The 14,625-nt window shown below is 64.1% G+C and carries 14 protein-coding genes; 11 read left to right on the forward strand and 3 right to left on the reverse strand.

Annotation, left to right across the window (positions count from 1 at the left end; translation table 11 throughout):
* Positions 1–48: 48 nt before the first annotated feature.
* Positions 49–705: a fructose-6-phosphate aldolase gene (fsa, locus tag FJ426_RS23095; protein WP_140518241.1), complete on the reverse strand. Its 657-nt coding sequence runs from the start codon at positions 703–705 to the stop codon at positions 49–51.
* Positions 706–795: 90 nt separating this feature from the next.
* Here fsa and FJ426_RS23100 point away from each other — a divergent pair, with 90 nt between their 5' ends.
* Positions 796–2,979 (forward strand): primosomal protein N', encoded by a 2,184-nt coding sequence (locus tag FJ426_RS23100; RefSeq protein ID WP_140560741.1) that lies wholly within the window; start codon positions 796–798, stop codon positions 2,977–2,979.
* A gap of 6 nt (positions 2,980–2,985) precedes the next feature.
* Here FJ426_RS23100 and FJ426_RS23105 read toward each other — a convergent pair whose 3' ends face one another.
* On the reverse strand, positions 2,986–3,192 hold the full coding sequence (locus FJ426_RS23105; RefSeq protein ID WP_140492958.1) for a type II toxin-antitoxin system prevent-host-death family antitoxin: 207 nt from the start codon (positions 3,190–3,192) through the stop codon (positions 2,986–2,988).
* Positions 3,193–3,254: 62 nt separating this feature from the next.
* Here FJ426_RS23105 and FJ426_RS23110 point away from each other — a divergent pair, with 62 nt between their 5' ends.
* The 7 genes from FJ426_RS23110 to FJ426_RS23140 all read left to right on the forward strand — a co-directional run bounded on the left by FJ426_RS23110 (position 3,255) and on the right by FJ426_RS23140 (position 9,876).
* Positions 3,255–3,950 carry an aspartate/glutamate racemase family protein gene (locus FJ426_RS23110; RefSeq protein ID WP_140560742.1) on the forward strand — a complete coding sequence of 232 codons (696 nt, stop codon included), beginning with the start codon at positions 3,255–3,257 and terminating at the stop codon, positions 3,948–3,950.
* Positions 3,951–4,045: 95 nt separating this feature from the next.
* Positions 4,046–4,441 carry a DUF4345 family protein gene (locus FJ426_RS23115; protein WP_140518245.1) on the forward strand — a complete coding sequence of 132 codons (396 nt, stop codon included), beginning with the start codon at positions 4,046–4,048 and terminating at the stop codon, positions 4,439–4,441.
* A 235-nt stretch (positions 4,442–4,676) separates the two neighbouring features.
* Positions 4,677–5,237 (forward strand): F0F1 ATP synthase subunit delta, encoded by a 561-nt coding sequence (locus FJ426_RS23120; RefSeq protein WP_140492968.1) that lies wholly within the window; start codon positions 4,677–4,679, stop codon positions 5,235–5,237.
* Positions 5,237–6,766, forward strand: coding sequence for a F0F1 ATP synthase subunit alpha (gene atpA / locus FJ426_RS23125; protein ID WP_140492971.1), 1,530 nt, complete (start codon positions 5,237–5,239; stop codon positions 6,764–6,766). Before FJ426_RS23120 ends, atpA begins: the two co-directional genes overlap by 1 nt.
* Before the next feature lie 46 nt (positions 6,767–6,812).
* Positions 6,813–7,697: a F0F1 ATP synthase subunit gamma gene (locus FJ426_RS23130; protein WP_140492974.1), complete on the forward strand. Its 885-nt coding sequence runs from the start codon at positions 6,813–6,815 to the stop codon at positions 7,695–7,697.
* A gap of 70 nt (positions 7,698–7,767) precedes the next feature.
* Complete coding sequence (gene atpD, locus FJ426_RS23135; protein ID WP_181169578.1) at positions 7,768–9,354, forward strand: F0F1 ATP synthase subunit beta; 1,587 nt, start codon at positions 7,768–7,770, stop codon at positions 9,352–9,354.
* A 114-nt stretch (positions 9,355–9,468) separates the two neighbouring features.
* Positions 9,469–9,876 (forward strand): F0F1 ATP synthase subunit epsilon, encoded by a 408-nt coding sequence (locus FJ426_RS23140; RefSeq protein ID WP_140492977.1) that lies wholly within the window; start codon positions 9,469–9,471, stop codon positions 9,874–9,876.
* A 53-nt stretch (positions 9,877–9,929) separates the two neighbouring features.
* Here the strand turns inward: FJ426_RS23140 and FJ426_RS23145 are convergent, their stop codons facing one another.
* Entirely contained in the window at positions 9,930–11,420 is a 1,491-nt protein-coding gene (locus FJ426_RS23145; protein WP_140560743.1) for a mannitol dehydrogenase family protein, read from the reverse strand.
* Between the two features lie 307 nt (positions 11,421–11,727).
* Here FJ426_RS23145 and FJ426_RS23150 point away from each other — a divergent pair, with 307 nt between their 5' ends.
* The 3 genes from FJ426_RS23150 to FJ426_RS23160 all read left to right on the forward strand — a co-directional run bounded on the left by FJ426_RS23150 (position 11,728) and on the right by FJ426_RS23160 (position 14,617).
* Entirely contained in the window at positions 11,728–12,705 is a 978-nt protein-coding gene (locus FJ426_RS23150) for a TRAP transporter substrate-binding protein (RefSeq protein WP_140560744.1), read from the forward strand.
* A 79-nt stretch (positions 12,706–12,784) separates the two neighbouring features.
* Positions 12,785–13,336 (forward strand): TRAP transporter small permease, encoded by a 552-nt coding sequence (locus tag FJ426_RS23155; protein WP_140560817.1) that lies wholly within the window; start codon positions 12,785–12,787, stop codon positions 13,334–13,336.
* A complete protein-coding gene (locus FJ426_RS23160) occupies positions 13,337–14,617 on the forward strand; it encodes a TRAP transporter large permease (RefSeq protein ID WP_140560745.1) in 1,281 nt (426 codons plus the stop codon).
* Positions 14,618–14,625: the final 8 nt, after the last annotated feature.

Raw genomic sequence — 14,625 nt, forward strand, 5'->3', positions numbered from 1 at the left:
AAAAAAGGCCGGTTGCCCGGCCTTTTTTTGTGTCGGATATAAGCTCGCTCAGCCGATTTTCTGGCCGGTCTTGGCCCAGTCGGCGAGGAAGGCGGCAAGACCCTTGTCGGTCAGCGGGTGGTTGACCAGCGCCTTCAGTGTCGCGGGCGGCGCGGTGACGATATCGGCGCCGATGAGCGCCGCCTGCTTGACGTGGTTCACGGTGCGCACGGAAGCCGTCAGGATCTCGGTCTGGAAATCGTAATTGTCGTAGATCTGACGGATCTCCTGGATCACTTCCATGCCGTCCGAGCCGGTATCGTCGATGCGGCCGACGAAGGGCGAGATGAAGGAGGCGCCTGCCTTGGCGGCGAGCAGCGCCTGGTTGGCCGAGAAGCAGAGCGTGACATTGACCATGCGGTTCATCTGGGTGCGGATCGTCTTGCAGGCCTTCAATCCATCCAGCGTCAACGGCACCTTGATGGCGACATTCGGCGCGATCTTGGCCAGCACCTCGGCCTCCGCCATCATCTGCTTGTATTCGGTGGCTACGACCTCGGCCGAAACCGGACCTTCGACGATGTCGCAGATTTGCTTGGTGACCTCGGAGATCTTGCCGCCCGATTTGAGAATCAGCGACGGGTTGGTGGTGACGCCGTCGAGCAGCCCCAGATCAATCAGTTCGCGGATTTCCTTGATGTCGGCGGTGTCGGCAAAAAATTTCATGGCGGTCTCCTGACGATTTCCTCGTGCTTGGGAAGGCACGTTCAGCGTTGCCCTTTGATCTAGAGCAAAGTCGGGGCAAGGTCACGCCTCATGATCGAAGATTCGCCCTTTGTCGCAGCCGCACCGGTGCTGGTGCCGATGCCGGCCGAACGCCCCTACACCTATGCCGTGCCCGCCGGCATGCGGGTGGTGCCGGGCTCGATCGTGCGCGTGCCGCTCGGCCCCCGCCAGGTCGCCGGCATCGTGTGGGACGGCGCGGTCGAGACGGTCGACGCGAAAAAGCTGCGCCCGATCGAACAGGTCTTCGACTGTCCGCCGATCGATCGGGCGATGCGCCGTTTCGTCGACTGGGTGGCGCAGTATACGCTGTCGGCGCCGGGCATGGTGGCGCGCATGCTGCTGAGGGCGCCGGAGGCCTTCGATCCGGAACCGTGGATCGAGGGATTGCAGCGAACCGCGGCCGTTCCGGACCGGATGACGGATGCGCGGGCCCGCGTGCTGGAGACGGCCGAAGGCGGACTGGCCTGGACGCGATCCGGCCTTGCCCATGCGGCCGGCGTGTCGTCGACGGTAATCGAGGGGCTGAAGGCGCAAGGTGTGTTCGAAACGGTGATGATCCCGCCGCGGCCCGTGGTGGCGGAGCCTGACCCAGCCTACGCCGCGCCGGAATTGATGCCCGACCAGAACGAAGCCGCACGGCTGCTGCGAGCCAATGTCGCGGGCGGTGGCTTCAACGTCGCACTGCTCGACGGCGTCACCGGTTCGGGCAAGACGGAGGTTTATTTCGAGGCGGTGGCGGCGGCACTCGACCGGGGCAAGCAGGTGCTGATCCTGCTGCCCGAAATCGCGTTGACGCATGCTTTCCTCGAACGCTTCCAGCAGCGCTTTGGCGCCAAGCCCGCCGAATGGCACTCCGACCTGCCGCCGAGGATGCGCGAACGCGTCTGGCGGCAGGTGGCGGAAGGCGGCGTGCGGGTCGTGGCCGGCGCGCGCTCGGCGCTGTTCCTGCCGTTCAAGGAGCTTGGCATGATCGTCGTCGACGAGGAGCACGACCCCGCCTACAAGCAGGAAGACCGCGTCTTCTACAATGCCCGCGACATGGCTGTCGTGCGCGGCCATATAGGCGGCTTCCCCGTGGTGCTGGCATCGGCGACGCCATCGGTCGAGAGCCGCGTCAATGCCAGCCAGGGCCGCTACGCCAGGGCGGTGCTGTCCGCCCGCTTCGCCGAGGCGGCACTTCCCGACCTGAAAGCGATCGACATGCGGCGCGCGCCGCCGGCGCGCGGCGGCTTCCTGTCGCCGGTGCTGCTCGACCATATGCGACGGACGCTGGAGAGGAAGGAACAATCGCTTTTGTTCCTCAACCGGCGCGGCTATGCGCCGCTGACGCTGTGCCGGGTCTGCGGCCACCGCTTCGGTTGCCCGGTCTGCTCGGCCTGGCTGGTCGAGCACCGCTTTCGCGGCCAACTGGTCTGCCACCATTGCGGGCACAATGAGCGCCGTCCGGAAGCCTGTCCGGAATGCGGCACGCTCGATCATCTGGTCGCCTGCGGGCCGGGCGTCGAGCGCATCGCCGAGGAGGTCGTCACACATTTCCCGGATGCGCGCACCATCGTTTTGTCGTCGGATCTGATGGGCGGCGTGCGGCGGCTGCGGCTGGAGCTGGAAGCCATCGCCAATGGCGAGGCCGATATCGTCATCGGCACGCAACTCGTCGCCAAGGGCCACAATTTCCCGAACATGACCTTGGTTGGTGTCGTCGATGCCGATCTCGGCCTTGCCAATGGCGATCCGCGCGCCGCCGAGCGCACCTTCCAACTGCTCAGCCAGGTGACCGGCCGCGCCGGGCGCACCGGCAAGAAGAGCCTCGGCCTGCTGCAGACCTTCCAGCCCGACCATCCGGTGATGCGGGCGATCGTCTCCGGCGATGCCGATGCGTTCTACGAGCGCGAGATTTCCGAGCGCGAGCGGGCGGCTCTGCCGCCCTTCGGCCGGCTCGCCGGCGTCATCGTCAGCGCGGTGACGCGGGCGGAAGCCGAGGGCCATGCACGCGGCCTGCGCCGTGCCGCGCCCGAGGCATCCGACCTGTTCGTGCTCGGGCCGGCCGAAGCGCCGCTGTCGCTGCTCGGCGGCCGTCACCGTTTCCGCCTGCTGATCCAGGGCGAGCGCCGCGCCGACATGCAAAGGTTTATCCGGACCATGCTCGCCAACGGGCCGAAGCAGCGCGGCTCGGTCCGGGTGCAGGTCGACATCGATCCGCAGAGCTTTTTGTAAGGTCGCTCAGCGTTCGCGCGGATTGCTGGTCGTGTCCTTCAGTTCGGGACGTTGCCTAAACTCTTCAGGATAGAGTCGACGGGCGTCCTCGATCGATATCACTATGGCCACGGGGCGTCCCCGCTTGGTGATTGTTGTCGGGCTGCCTTTGCTGGCTTCAGCGACCACGGCGCACAGTTCGCTGCGTGCTTTGCTGCTGGATTTTGTTTTCATCGAGTAGCCCTCAACATCGCCTTGGACTGTATCATAAGTCGCTGCAAGGAAAGGAAACCGTTTTGAAAACCCTTGGCCTTCTGGGCGGCATGAGCTGGGAATCGACGGCGATCTATTATCGCCTGCTCAACGATCTGGTGAGGCAGCGTCTCGGCGGGCTGCATTCGGCGAAATTGCTGCTGTGGTCCTTCGACTTCGCCGAGATCGCCGAGCTGCAGCATCACGGGGACTGGGAAGGCGCCGGCGCGCTTCTGGTCGATGCCGCGCGCAAGCTCGAGTCAGCCGGCGCGGAAGGCCTGCTTTTGTGCACCAACACCATGCACAAGCTCGCCGACCAGGTGCAGGCCTCGGTGTCGATCCCGCTGACCCACATCGCCGACGCAACCGCAGCCGCGGTCAAGGCGGCCGGCATGCGGCGCCCGGCGCTGCTGGCAACGCGGTTCACCATGGAGCAGGATTTCTACAAGCGCCGACTTGCCGACACATATGGATTGCAGCCGATCGTGCCGGACCAGGCAGGACGCGACATGGTCCATCGCATCATCTATGACGAGCTCTGCCAGGGCATCGTCACCGAGCCATCGAAAACCGCCTATATCGCTGAGATCAACCGCCTGCGGCGCGATGAAAATGTCGACAGCGTGATCATGGGCTGCACCGAAATCACGATGTTGATCGGCCAGCAGGATTTCGACATTCCGGTCTTCGACACGACGCGCATCCATGCTGAAGCGGCGGTCGCCTTCGCGCTCTCCTGATGCGTTTGGCCTAAAGTGCCGGCCGCCATCTGGCGCGCGGCTTTTCCTCCGCTAGAATGCCCGCGATTTCAGAGCGGCATTTACGAGGGGACATTATGGATTTTGCGTTTCCATGGCCGGTGAGCCAGGGCGAATGGCTGGCCTGGTCGAGCGCCGTCGTCACGGTGCTGCTCGGCCTGGTGCTTTTCCTGGCGCCGGGGCTTGCCTTCCGCATTCTGCGCTTGCAGGTCAAGCCGGAGAAGGCGGCGGCGATCGCCGAAGGGCGCGGCCGCATGTCGGGCTTCTATCTCGGCGTCGGCCTGTGCTGCATCCTGCTGGCGCAGCCGCTGATCTACATGGCGCTCGGCTTCTCCTGGCTGTTCACCGCCTTCGGCCGGTTGCTGTCGATGATGTCGGATGGCGCCAACACGCCCTTCAACTGGGTTTCCATCGTCGTGGAACTGGCGCTGGCGGCGTTGCCGCTTGCCTTTGCCTTCGGCTTCCTGCCCTGAATCCACAGACAATCCAGGGACTTCGTCCCCGGATGCGACAATAGTGCCTGAAAACCATGCGGAACGACGCATTGCGGTCTTAAAAGGCCTGTGCTAGACGGCAATCGACTTTCGGCCGGGGATAGCGGAAGCCGCGCCTCCGTGCTTGAAAAAATGCAGTAAGGTCAAAGATTTAGCCAGAGTTTTCGCTCGCGCCAACAATCTGCGGCCTGTCAGACAAGAGAAAAGACGGTCCGTGGCCCAATCGTCATCGCCAATCTCAGGTGTCGCAGAACGCTATGCGGGTTCGCTGTTCGAACTGGCATCGCAGGCGAATTCCGTCGCCAAGGTCGAAGCCGACCTCAACAGTTTCGAGGCGATGCTCGCGGGCAGCGCCGACTTGACCCGGCTGATCAACAGCCCGGTGTTCTCCAGCGAGGACCAGGCCAAGGCCATCGCGGCGATCGCCGACAAGGCCGGGATCACCGGCCTGACCGGCAATTTCCTGCGCGTCGTCGCCAAGAACCGCCGGCTGTTCGCCGTGCCCGGCATGATCAGGGCATTCCGCCAGATCGCCGCCGAACATCGTGGCGAGACGACCGCCGAGGTAACGTCGGCTCACCAATTGAGCGCTGCCCAGCAGACTGAACTCAAGGCGGCGCTGAAGAGCGTTGCCGGCAAGGACGTTTCCATCTCCGTCACCGTCGATCCGTCGCTGCTCGGCGGTCTGGTGGTCAGGATGGGCTCGCGCCAGATCGATACGTCGCTCAAAACCAAACTCAATTCGCTCAAGCTTGCACTGAAAGAGGTCGGCTGATGGACATCCGCGCCGCGGAAATTTCCGCAATTCTGAAAGACCAGATCAAGAATTTCGGCAAGGAGGCCGAGGTCTCCGAAGTTGGACAGGTGCTGTCCGTCGGTGACGGTATCGCCCGCGTCTACGGCCTCGACAATGTCCAGGCCGGCGAGATGGTCGAATTCCCCGGCGGCATCCGCGGCATGGCGCTCAATCTCGAAGCCGACAATGTCGGCGTCGTCATTTTCGGCGCCGACCGCGACATCAAGGAAGGCGACACCGTCAAGCGCACCGGCGCGATCGTCGACGTTCCGGTCGGTCCCGGCCTGCTCGGCCGCGTCGTCGACGCGCTCGGCAACCCGATCGACGGCAAGGGCCCGATCAAGGCGACCGAACGCAAGCGCGTCGACGTCAAGGCGCCCGGCATCATTCCGCGCAAGTCGGTGCATGAGCCGATGTCGACGGGCCTCAAGGCCATCGACGCGCTGATCCCGGTCGGCCGCGGCCAGCGCGAGCTGGTCATCGGCGATCGCCAGACCGGCAAGACCGCCATCATCCTCGACACGATGCTCAACCAGAAGTCGGTGCACGACAACGGCCCCGAGAAGGAAAAGCTCTACTGCGTCTACGTCGCCGTCGGCCAGAAGCGCTCGACCGTGGCGCAGTTCGTCAAGGTGCTGGAAGAGCGCGGCGCGCTCGAATATTCGATCATCGTCGCCGCCACCGCTTCCGATCCGGCGCCGATGCAGTTCCTGGCGCCGTTCGCCGGCTGCACCATGGGCGAGTATTTCCGCGACAACGGCATGCATGCGCTGATCAGCTACGACGATCTGTCGAAGCAGGCCGTCGCCTATCGCCAGATGTCGCTGCTCTTGCGCCGCCCGCCGGGCCGCGAAGCCTATCCGGGCGACGTCTTCTACCTGCACTCGCGCCTGCTCGAGCGCGCCGCCAAGCTCAATGACGACATGGGCAACGGTTCGCTGACGGCGCTGCCGGTCATCGAAACCCAGGCCAACGACGTGTCGGCCTATATCCCGACCAACGTGATCTCGATCACCGACGGCCAGATCTTCCTCGAAACCAACCTGTTCTTCCAGGGCATCCGTCCAGCCGTCAATGTCGGCCTGTCGGTGTCGCGCGTCGGCTCCTCGGCGCAGATCAAGGCGATGAAGCAGGTCGCCGGCTCGATCAAGGGCGAGCTCGCGCAGTACCGCGAAATGGCGGCCTTCGCGCAGTTCGGCTCGGATCTCGATGCCGCCACGCAGCGCCTGCTCAACCGCGGTTCGCGCCTGACCGAGCTCCTGAAGCAGCCGCAGTTCTCGCCGCTGAAGACGGAAGAGCAGGTCGCGGTGATCTTCGCCGGCGTCAACGGCTATCTCGACAAGCTGCCGGTCAACCAGGTCGGCAAGTTCGAGCATGGTCTGCTCAGCCACATGCGTTCGGCCGGCAAGGACGTCCTCGACGCCATCCGCAAGGAAAAGGCGCTGTCGGACGATCTGCGCGGCAAGCTGAAGGCCGAGATCGACGCTTTCGCCAAGACCTTCGCCTGAGCGAAGCGCCAGTCCGGATGAGACAAGACGGGATCAGGTTTGAAGCATGCCTTCATTAAAAGACCTTCGTAACCGTATCGCCTCGGTCAAGGCGACGCAGAAGATCACCAAGGCGATGCAGATGGTCGCCGCGGCGAAGCTGCGCCGTGCACAGGAGGCCGCGGAAGCGGCGCGCCCCTATTCGGAGCGCATGGGTTCCGTGCTGGCCAACATCACCCAGGCGATCGGCGGCGGTGGCGATGCCCCGGCGCTGATGACCGGCACCGGAAAGGACGACGTGCACCTGCTCGTTGTCTGCACGGCCGAGCGCGGCCTGTGCGGCGGCTTCAATTCTCAGATCGCCCGTCTTGCCCGCGACCACATCCGCAGGCTCCTGGCCGACGGCAAGCAGGTCAAGATCATCTGCGTCGGCAAGAAGGGTTTCGATATCCTGCGCCGCGACTATGCGTCGATGATCCTCGACCGGATCGACCTGCGCGAGGTCAAGACGCTCGGCTTCGTCAATGCCGACACGATCGCCCGCAAGGTCATCCACCTGTTCAATGAGGGCGGCTTCGACATCTGCACGCTGTTCTATTCGCAGTTCAAGTCGGTGATCAGCCAGGTTCCGACCGCGCAGCAGATCATTCCGGCCGCTGCTTCGTCCGCTCCGGCCGAGGCTGCTGACGGCGCCAGCGCCGTCTACGAATACGAACCCGAGCCGGGTGAAATCCTGTCCGAGCTCATTCCGCGCAACATCGCGGTGCAGATTTTCCGCGCGCTGCTCGAAAACGCGGCTGGCGAAATGGGCGCCAAGATGAGTGCGATGGACAACGCCACGCGCAACGCCGGCGAGATGATCAACAAGCTGTCGATCACCTACAACCGCCAGCGCCAGGCGCAGATCACCAAGGAACTGATCGAAATCATTTCGGGCGCCGAGGCGCTCTAGGCACGGTTTCCCGGGGTCAACGACCTCGATCCGACCGCGCGAGAAACAAAGGACGAAAAGGGTAAAGACGATGGCGAAAGCAGCGACCCCCAAGACGGCGGCTCCCAAGGCAGCAGCCCCGGCCAAGGCGGCACCGGCAAAGGCTCCGGCCGCAGCAGCTAAGGCGGCTCCGGCCAAGAAAGCGGCAGCGCCGACCAGGGCCGCCGCGGTAAAAACCCCGGCCGTGGCCAGCAAAGCCACCGGCATCGTCGGCAAGGTCCGGCAGGTCATCGGCGCCGTGGTCGACGTGCAGTTCGGCGATCACCTGCCGCCGATCCTGAATGCGCTCGAGACCACCAATGTCGGCAACCGCCTGGTTCTCGAAGTTGCCCAGCATCTGGGTGAAAACACCGTGCGCTGCATCGCCATGGATTCCACCGAAGGCCTGGTGCGCGGCCAGGAAGTGCGCGACACCGGCGGCCCGATCGCCGTGCCGGTCGGTCCGGGCATGCTCGGCCGCATCATCAACGTCATCGGCGAGCCGGTCGACGAAGCAGGCCCGGTCGACGCGGTCGAGTTGCGCTCGATCCACCAGCCGGCCCCGGCCTATATCGAACAGTCGACGGAAGCACAGATCCTGATCACCGGCATCAAGGTGCTCGACCTGCTCGCGCCCTACGCCAAGGGCGGCAAGATCGGCCTGTTCGGCGGCGCCGGCGTCGGCAAGACGGTGCTGATCCAGGAACTGATCAACAACATCGCCAAGGCGCATGGCGGCTATTCGGTGTTCGCCGGCGTCGGCGAGCGCACCCGCGAGGGCAATGACCTCTATCACGAGTTCATCGAATCTGGCGTCAACAAGAAGGGCGGCGGCGAAGGCTCCAAGGCGGCGTTGGTCTATGGCCAGATGAACGAGCCGCCGGGCGCGCGTGCCCGCGTCGGCCTGACCGGCCTGACGGTCGCCGAATATTTCCGCGACCAGGGCCAGGACGTGCTGTTCTTCGTCGACAACATCTTCCGCTTCACGCAGGCTGGTTCGGAAGTGTCGGCGCTGCTCGGCCGTATCCCGTCGGCCGTGGGCTACCAGCCCACGCTCGCCACGGACATGGGTGCCCTGCAGGAACGCATCACCACCACCACCAAGGGCTCGATCACCTCGGTGCAGGCTATCTACGTGCCGGCCGACGACTTGACCGACCCGGCGCCGGCGACCTCGTTCGCCCACCTCGACGCGACGACGACGCTCAACCGCTCGATCGCCGAAAAGGGCATCTATCCGGCCGTCGATCCGCTGGACTCGACCTCGCGCATGCTCGACCCGCTGGTGGTCGGTGAAGAGCATTATGGGGTCGCGCGCCAGGTGCAGTCGATCCTCCAGCGCTACAAGTCGCTGCAGGACATCATCGCCATCCTGGGCATGGACGAGTTGTCGGAAGAGGACAAGCAGACGGTGGCTCGCGCCCGCAAGATCGAGCGCTTCCTGTCGCAACCCTTCTTCGTCGCCGAAGTGTTCACCGGCGCGCCGGGCAAGCTGGTCGACCTCGCCGACACCATCAAGGGCTTCAAGGGCCTCTGCAACGGTGACTACGACCACCTGCCGGAAGCCGCCTTCTACATGGTCGGCGGCATCGAGGAAGCGGTCGAGAAGGCACAGCGCCTCGCGGCTGAAGCGGCTTAATCAAGGGAAATAGGGAGTAGTCAGTAGTCAGTAGTGAATGGCAGGCAGGTGACCGGGGGCAATTGCCCTTTCTCCCTACTTCCCTACTCACTATTCCCTACTCGCTAAATCGACATGGCAGAAGCTTTCAAGTTCGAACTGGTCTCGCCGGAGCGCCTGCTGGTTTCCGCAGAGGTCGAGGCAGTCGTCATTCCGGGTGCGGAAGGCGAGATGACCGTGATGGCGCATCACGCACCGGTCATGACAACCATCAAGCCGGGCGTCGTCACGGTGAAGGCTGCATCGGGCGGTGAAGAGCGTTACGTCGTCTTCGGCGGTTTCGCCGACATCGTTCCGGCCGGCTGCACGCTGCTGGCGGAATCGGCTGTCGCGGTGAAGGATGTCGACCGCGCCGATCTCGCGCGCCGCATCCAGGAAGCCAGGGAAGACGCCGCCGACGCCAAGGACGACCGGTCGCGCACGAAGGCCGAACAATTCCTCAGCCAGCTCACCACGCTGGAAGGCGCCATCCTGCCGGCTTGAGGCTGGCACCAGTAGTCGACTGAAAAGCGGGGCCTTGCCTCGCTTTTTTGTTTTTAAATGCCCAATGCCGCGAAGGCCTGAGCCGGTCCGCCACAGCGCAACTGCTCGAGATGGACGGCCGCAAGGTCCATCAATCCTGGCCGCTCAGGCGCCCCGGTCGCGAAGCCGGCGAGATCGAACACTGCCGCGACGGTTTCGGCAGCGGGCAGATTCCGGTCAATGATCGCCGTCATCGGCATGTCAAGCGGATCGGTAAAATGGCCGTCGGGCAAGGATTTGCCGCGCGCTTCGCAGGCGGCGATCCAGGCGGCAACCGCCAGCATGAGATGTCCGGGCGCGGCGCCTGAATGGAGGCGCTCGATCGCGGAGGCCATGATGCGCTGCGGCAGTTTCTGGCTGCCGTCATTGGCGATCTGCGCGGTGCGGTGGGCAAGTGCTGTGTTGGAGAAACGCTGGGCAAGCTCTGCCGTATAGCTCGCGGTATCCAGCCCGGCATCGGTGGGCAGCGTCGGGATTGCCTCGGCCCACAGCGTATCGACAAAGCGCCTGATCGCCGGATCGGCGAAGGCGCGGTCGACGGTGGCGTGTCCGCTGAGCAGGCCGAGATAGGCAATGGCCGAATGCGCTCCATTGAGCAGTCTCAGCTTCATGTCCTCGAAGGGCCTGACATCCCCGACCATGGTGACGCCGAACTTTTCCCAGGCCGGGCGGCCTGCCGGAAAATTGTCCTCGACCACCCACTGGCGGAACGGCTCGGTCATGACCGGCCAGGCGTCGTCGACGCCGAGCTCGAGAGCGATCCGCGCCCGGTCGGCATCGGTCGTGGCCGGCACGATGCGATCGACCATGCTCGAGGGAAACGCGACCTCGTCGGCGATATGGCCGGCAAGCCTGGTAGCGCCCTTCTCACCGAGGCTGGCATCGCGCAGCGTGGCGAATTCCACCAGCAGCCTGTGCAAGGTCGCCCCGTTGGCAGGCAGGTTGTCGCAGCAGAGCACGGTGAAGGGCTGAAAGCCGGTCGCGCGACGGCGTGCAAGCGCCTCGGCCAGAAAACCGTGCGCGGTCTTCGGCAGATGCGGGTTCGCCAGATCGTGGGCGATATCAGGGTGGGCTGCGTCGAGCCCGCCGCCGGCGGCCCGCAGATAGGCTTTCTCGGTGATGGTCAGCGTCACGATGCGGGTGCGCGGATCGGTCAGCGCGGCCAGCACGGCGGCGGGATCTTCCGGCGCCACCAGCATCGCGCCGATGGAGCCGATGACATGAAGACTTTCCTCGCCCCCGCTGCGGATCGCCAGCGTGTAGAGCCCGTCCTGCGGCGCCAGCGCATCGCGCGTCTCGGCACTGCGCAGCGACACGCCGACGATGCCCCAATCCGTTTCTCCGGCAGCCAGGCAATCGTCGACATAGGCTGCCTGGTGGGCGCGATGAAAGGCGCCGACCCCCAGATGCACGATGCCTTGCGTGACCGATGCGCGATCAAAACGCGGCACGGCGATCCTCGCCGGCAACGTCGTGATCGTATCCTTCGAAAGACGCCTGTTCATTGCTGTGCGAAGTCCCCGATTGGCCTTTGGGAGCCGCCCCGTAAGGTCGGCGAAGGAGAAACGGCAGCGGCGTAACATCCACTGCCGTCCCACACAATGGCCGGTTGCCGATCCAAAGTCATCATACAACAATCCATTTTTTGTATGTTGACATTATTTCCTTGCGACCCTACCGATAGCGCCTCTTGGGAGGATCACCGTGGCACTGACCGATGCGGATTTGCTGTTTCGCGCCGACGTGCGTCCACGCTCGCTCGCCCGCACCGGCTCTGAGTCGGCGCCTTGATTTTTGAAAAGGGAGGAAGTCATGTTGCATTTTTCGAAATTGACGGCGGCTACATTCGCGTTCGGCTCGCTGCTGATCGGCATCGCCAACGCGCAAACCGTGCTGCGGTCGGCCGACACGCACCCCGACGGCTATCCGACGGTCGAGGCGGTAAAATACATGGGCGAGCTGATCAAGCAGCGCACCGATGGCCGCTATTCGGTCGAGGTCTATCATTCGGCGCAGCTCGGCGAGGAGAAGGACACGATCGAGCAGACCCAGACCGGCGTCATCGACCTCAACCGTGTCTCGATGGGGCCGTTCAACGGCATCGTGCCGGAAACCGCGGTGCCGTCGCTGCCCTACATATTCCGCTCGGTCGAACATATGCGTCATGTCATGGACGGGCCGATCGGCGACGACATACTGAAAGCCTTCGAGGCACATGACCTGGTCGGTCTGGCATTCTACGATTCCGGCGCGCGCTCCTTCTACAACACCAAGAAGGACATCGCCTCGATCGCCGACCTGAAGGGCATGAAATTCCGCGTCATCCAGTCGGACGTGTTCGTCGACATGGTCAACGCACTGGGCGCCAACGCCACGCCAATGGCTTATGGCGAAGTCTATTCGGCACTTGAGACCGGCGTCATCGACGGCGCGGAAAACAACTGGCCGAGCTTCGAATCCGCCAAGCACTATGAGGTCGCCAAGCACTACACGCTCGACCAGCACCAGATCGTTCCGGAAGTGCTGGTGATGGCGAAGGCGAGCTGGGACAAGCTCTCGCCGGAAGACCAGACGATCGTGCGCCAGGCGGCCAAGGACAGCGTCGTCAAGATGCGCGAACTGTGGGACGCGCAGGAGAAGAAATCCCGCGACATCGTCGAAAAGGCAGGCGTCAAGGTCAGCGAGATCGACAAGCAGCCGCTGATCGACGCGATGAAGCCGGTCTACGACAAATACCTGTCGACGCCGGCGCTGAAGGACCTCGCCGCCCGCGTCCAGGCAACCAAGTGAAGTCGGCCGCGGGGCGGGCAATGCACGCCGTCCCGCGCCTTCGTGACCGGCCGGCGATCGGGAGGATCAGATGGCGACAATGACAAGCAGCGCGGCGCCGCCACGGTTCAGCGTCGTGCTTTCGAGGATCTGCGACGGGGCACTCTACCTGGCCGGCATCGGCTTGGTCGCCATGACCGCGCTCGTCGCCTATCAGGTCTTCTTCCGCTTCGTGCTCAATTCGTCGCCGAGCTGGACCGAAACCAGCGCCATCATGCTGATGAACTGGTTCATCTTCCTCGGCGCCGCCGTCGGCGTGCGGGAGAACTACCATATGGGGTTCGACGTGCTGCTTTATGTCCTGCCGAAAGGCAGCAAGGGAGCGTTGCGCACGCTGTCGGACCTGATCGCGCTCGGCTTCGGATTCGGCATGGTCTGGTACGGCTGCAAGCTTGTCGGCCTGACCTGGCACACCATCATCCCGGCGCTCGAGCTGCCGGGCGGCTTCGACTATCTGCCGCTGGTCGCCGGCGGCGTGCTGATCTGCCTGTTCTCGGCCGAGCGCATCGCGCTGCGCTGGTCGGGCGTCGATATCGACAAGGACATCAATCTCGAGGACGTGCCGGAGATGCCGGCGGTGCAGGAGGCCTAGATGGAGCTCTGGATCCTGTTCGGCGTCTTCACGCTGCTGATGTTCGGCGGCACGCCGATCGCGTTCTGCCTCGGTGCGGCCTCCTTCGCCACCGTGCTCTATCTCGGCCTGCCGCCCCTGGTCGTGTTCCAGCAAATGAAGTCGGGCATGAGCGCGTTCTCCCTGATGGCGATCCCGTTCTTCATCTATGCCGGCGATCTGATGGTGCGCGGCGGCATCGCGCAGCGCATCGTTTCCTTTGCCGGCTCCCTGGTCGGCCATGTCCGAGGCGGTCTCGGCCAGGTCAACATCATCGCCGGCACGCTGTTCGGCGGCATTTCCGGCTCGGCCGTGGCCGAGGCCGCGGCCGTCGGCGGGCTGATGATCCCGCAGATGAAGGCACGCGGCTATGGCGCCGACTATGCCGTCAACGTCACCTCGATGGCGGCGCTGATCGCGCTGCTTTTGCCGCCATCGCAGAACATGATCATCTATTCGATCGCCGGGGGCGGCAAGATTTCGATCGCCGACCTGTTCACCGCCGGCATACTACCGGGCCTTTTGTTCGCCGCCTCGCTGATGGTCACCGCCTATTTCGTCGCCCGCAGCCGCGGCTATCCGGTCGAGGCCTTCCCCGGTTTTTCGCGCGTCGGGCAGCTGGCGCTCATCGCTATTCCCGGACTGCTCCTGATCGGCATCATCTTCGGCGGCGTCCGCTCCGGAATCTTCACAGCGACGGAGAGTTCGTGCATCGCCATTCTCTACGCCTTGCTTGTTACCGTCCTCGTTTATCGTTCGATGGGCTGGAGCGATTTCGTCCACGCCACCAAGGGCGCCGTGCGCACCACTTCCATGGTGCTGTTGATCATCGGTACGGCGGCTTCTTTCAGCTGGCTGATGGCCTATCTCAAAGTACCGGTGCTGCTGATCGCCGGCATGAATGCGATCTCCACCGACCCGCTGGTCGTGCTGCTGCTGCTCAATGTCCTGATGCTGGTGCTCGGCACCTTCATGGACATGGGGCCGATGATCATCATCTGCACGCCGATCTTCCTGCCGCTTGTCACGCATTATGGCGTGGATCCTGTGCATTTCGGCGTCATCACCATTCTCAATCTCGGCATCGGGCTGAACACGCCGCCGGTCGGCACGGTGCAGTTCGTCGCCTGCGCCGTCGGCAAGATCACGGTCTGGGAAGCGATGCGCTCGATCTGGCCGTTCTATGGCGCCGGTATCGTGGTTCTCGGGCTGGTGACGTATATTCCGGCCATCTCGCTCTGGTTGCCGAGCGTGTTCAAATAGAGGACGAC

It is taken from the genome of Mesorhizobium sp. B2-6-4, assembly GCF_006441495.1.
In the GTDB taxonomy this organism is placed as follows: domain Bacteria; phylum Pseudomonadota; class Alphaproteobacteria; order Rhizobiales; family Rhizobiaceae; genus Mesorhizobium.

Excerpts from the sequence above, each read along its gene's own strand:
- fsa (WP_140518241.1), bottom strand. The coding sequence starts at position 705 with ATGAAATTTTTTGCCGACACCGCCGACATCAAGGAAATCCGCGAACTG.
- FJ426_RS23100 (WP_140560741.1), top strand. The coding sequence starts at position 796 with ATGATCGAAGATTCGCCCTTTGTCGCAGCCGCACCGGTGCTGGTGCCG.
- FJ426_RS23105 (WP_140492958.1), bottom strand. The coding sequence starts at position 3,192 with ATGAAAACAAAATCCAGCAGCAAAGCACGCAGCGAACTGTGCGCCGTG.
- FJ426_RS23115 (WP_140518245.1), top strand. The coding sequence starts at position 4,046 with ATGGATTTTGCGTTTCCATGGCCGGTGAGCCAGGGCGAATGGCTGGCC.
- atpA (WP_140492971.1), top strand. The coding sequence starts at position 5,237 with ATGGACATCCGCGCCGCGGAAATTTCCGCAATTCTGAAAGACCAGATC.
- FJ426_RS23130 (WP_140492974.1), top strand. The coding sequence starts at position 6,813 with ATGCCTTCATTAAAAGACCTTCGTAACCGTATCGCCTCGGTCAAGGCG.
- atpD (WP_181169578.1), top strand. The coding sequence starts at position 7,768 with ATGGCGAAAGCAGCGACCCCCAAGACGGCGGCTCCCAAGGCAGCAGCC.
- FJ426_RS23140 (WP_140492977.1), top strand. The coding sequence starts at position 9,469 with ATGGCAGAAGCTTTCAAGTTCGAACTGGTCTCGCCGGAGCGCCTGCTG.
- FJ426_RS23145 (WP_140560743.1), bottom strand. The coding sequence starts at position 11,420 with ATGAACAGGCGTCTTTCGAAGGATACGATCACGACGTTGCCGGCGAGG.
- FJ426_RS23150 (WP_140560744.1), top strand. The coding sequence starts at position 11,728 with ATGTTGCATTTTTCGAAATTGACGGCGGCTACATTCGCGTTCGGCTCG.
- FJ426_RS23155 (WP_140560817.1), top strand. The coding sequence starts at position 12,785 with ATGACAAGCAGCGCGGCGCCGCCACGGTTCAGCGTCGTGCTTTCGAGG.
- FJ426_RS23160 (WP_140560745.1), top strand. The coding sequence starts at position 13,337 with ATGGAGCTCTGGATCCTGTTCGGCGTCTTCACGCTGCTGATGTTCGGC.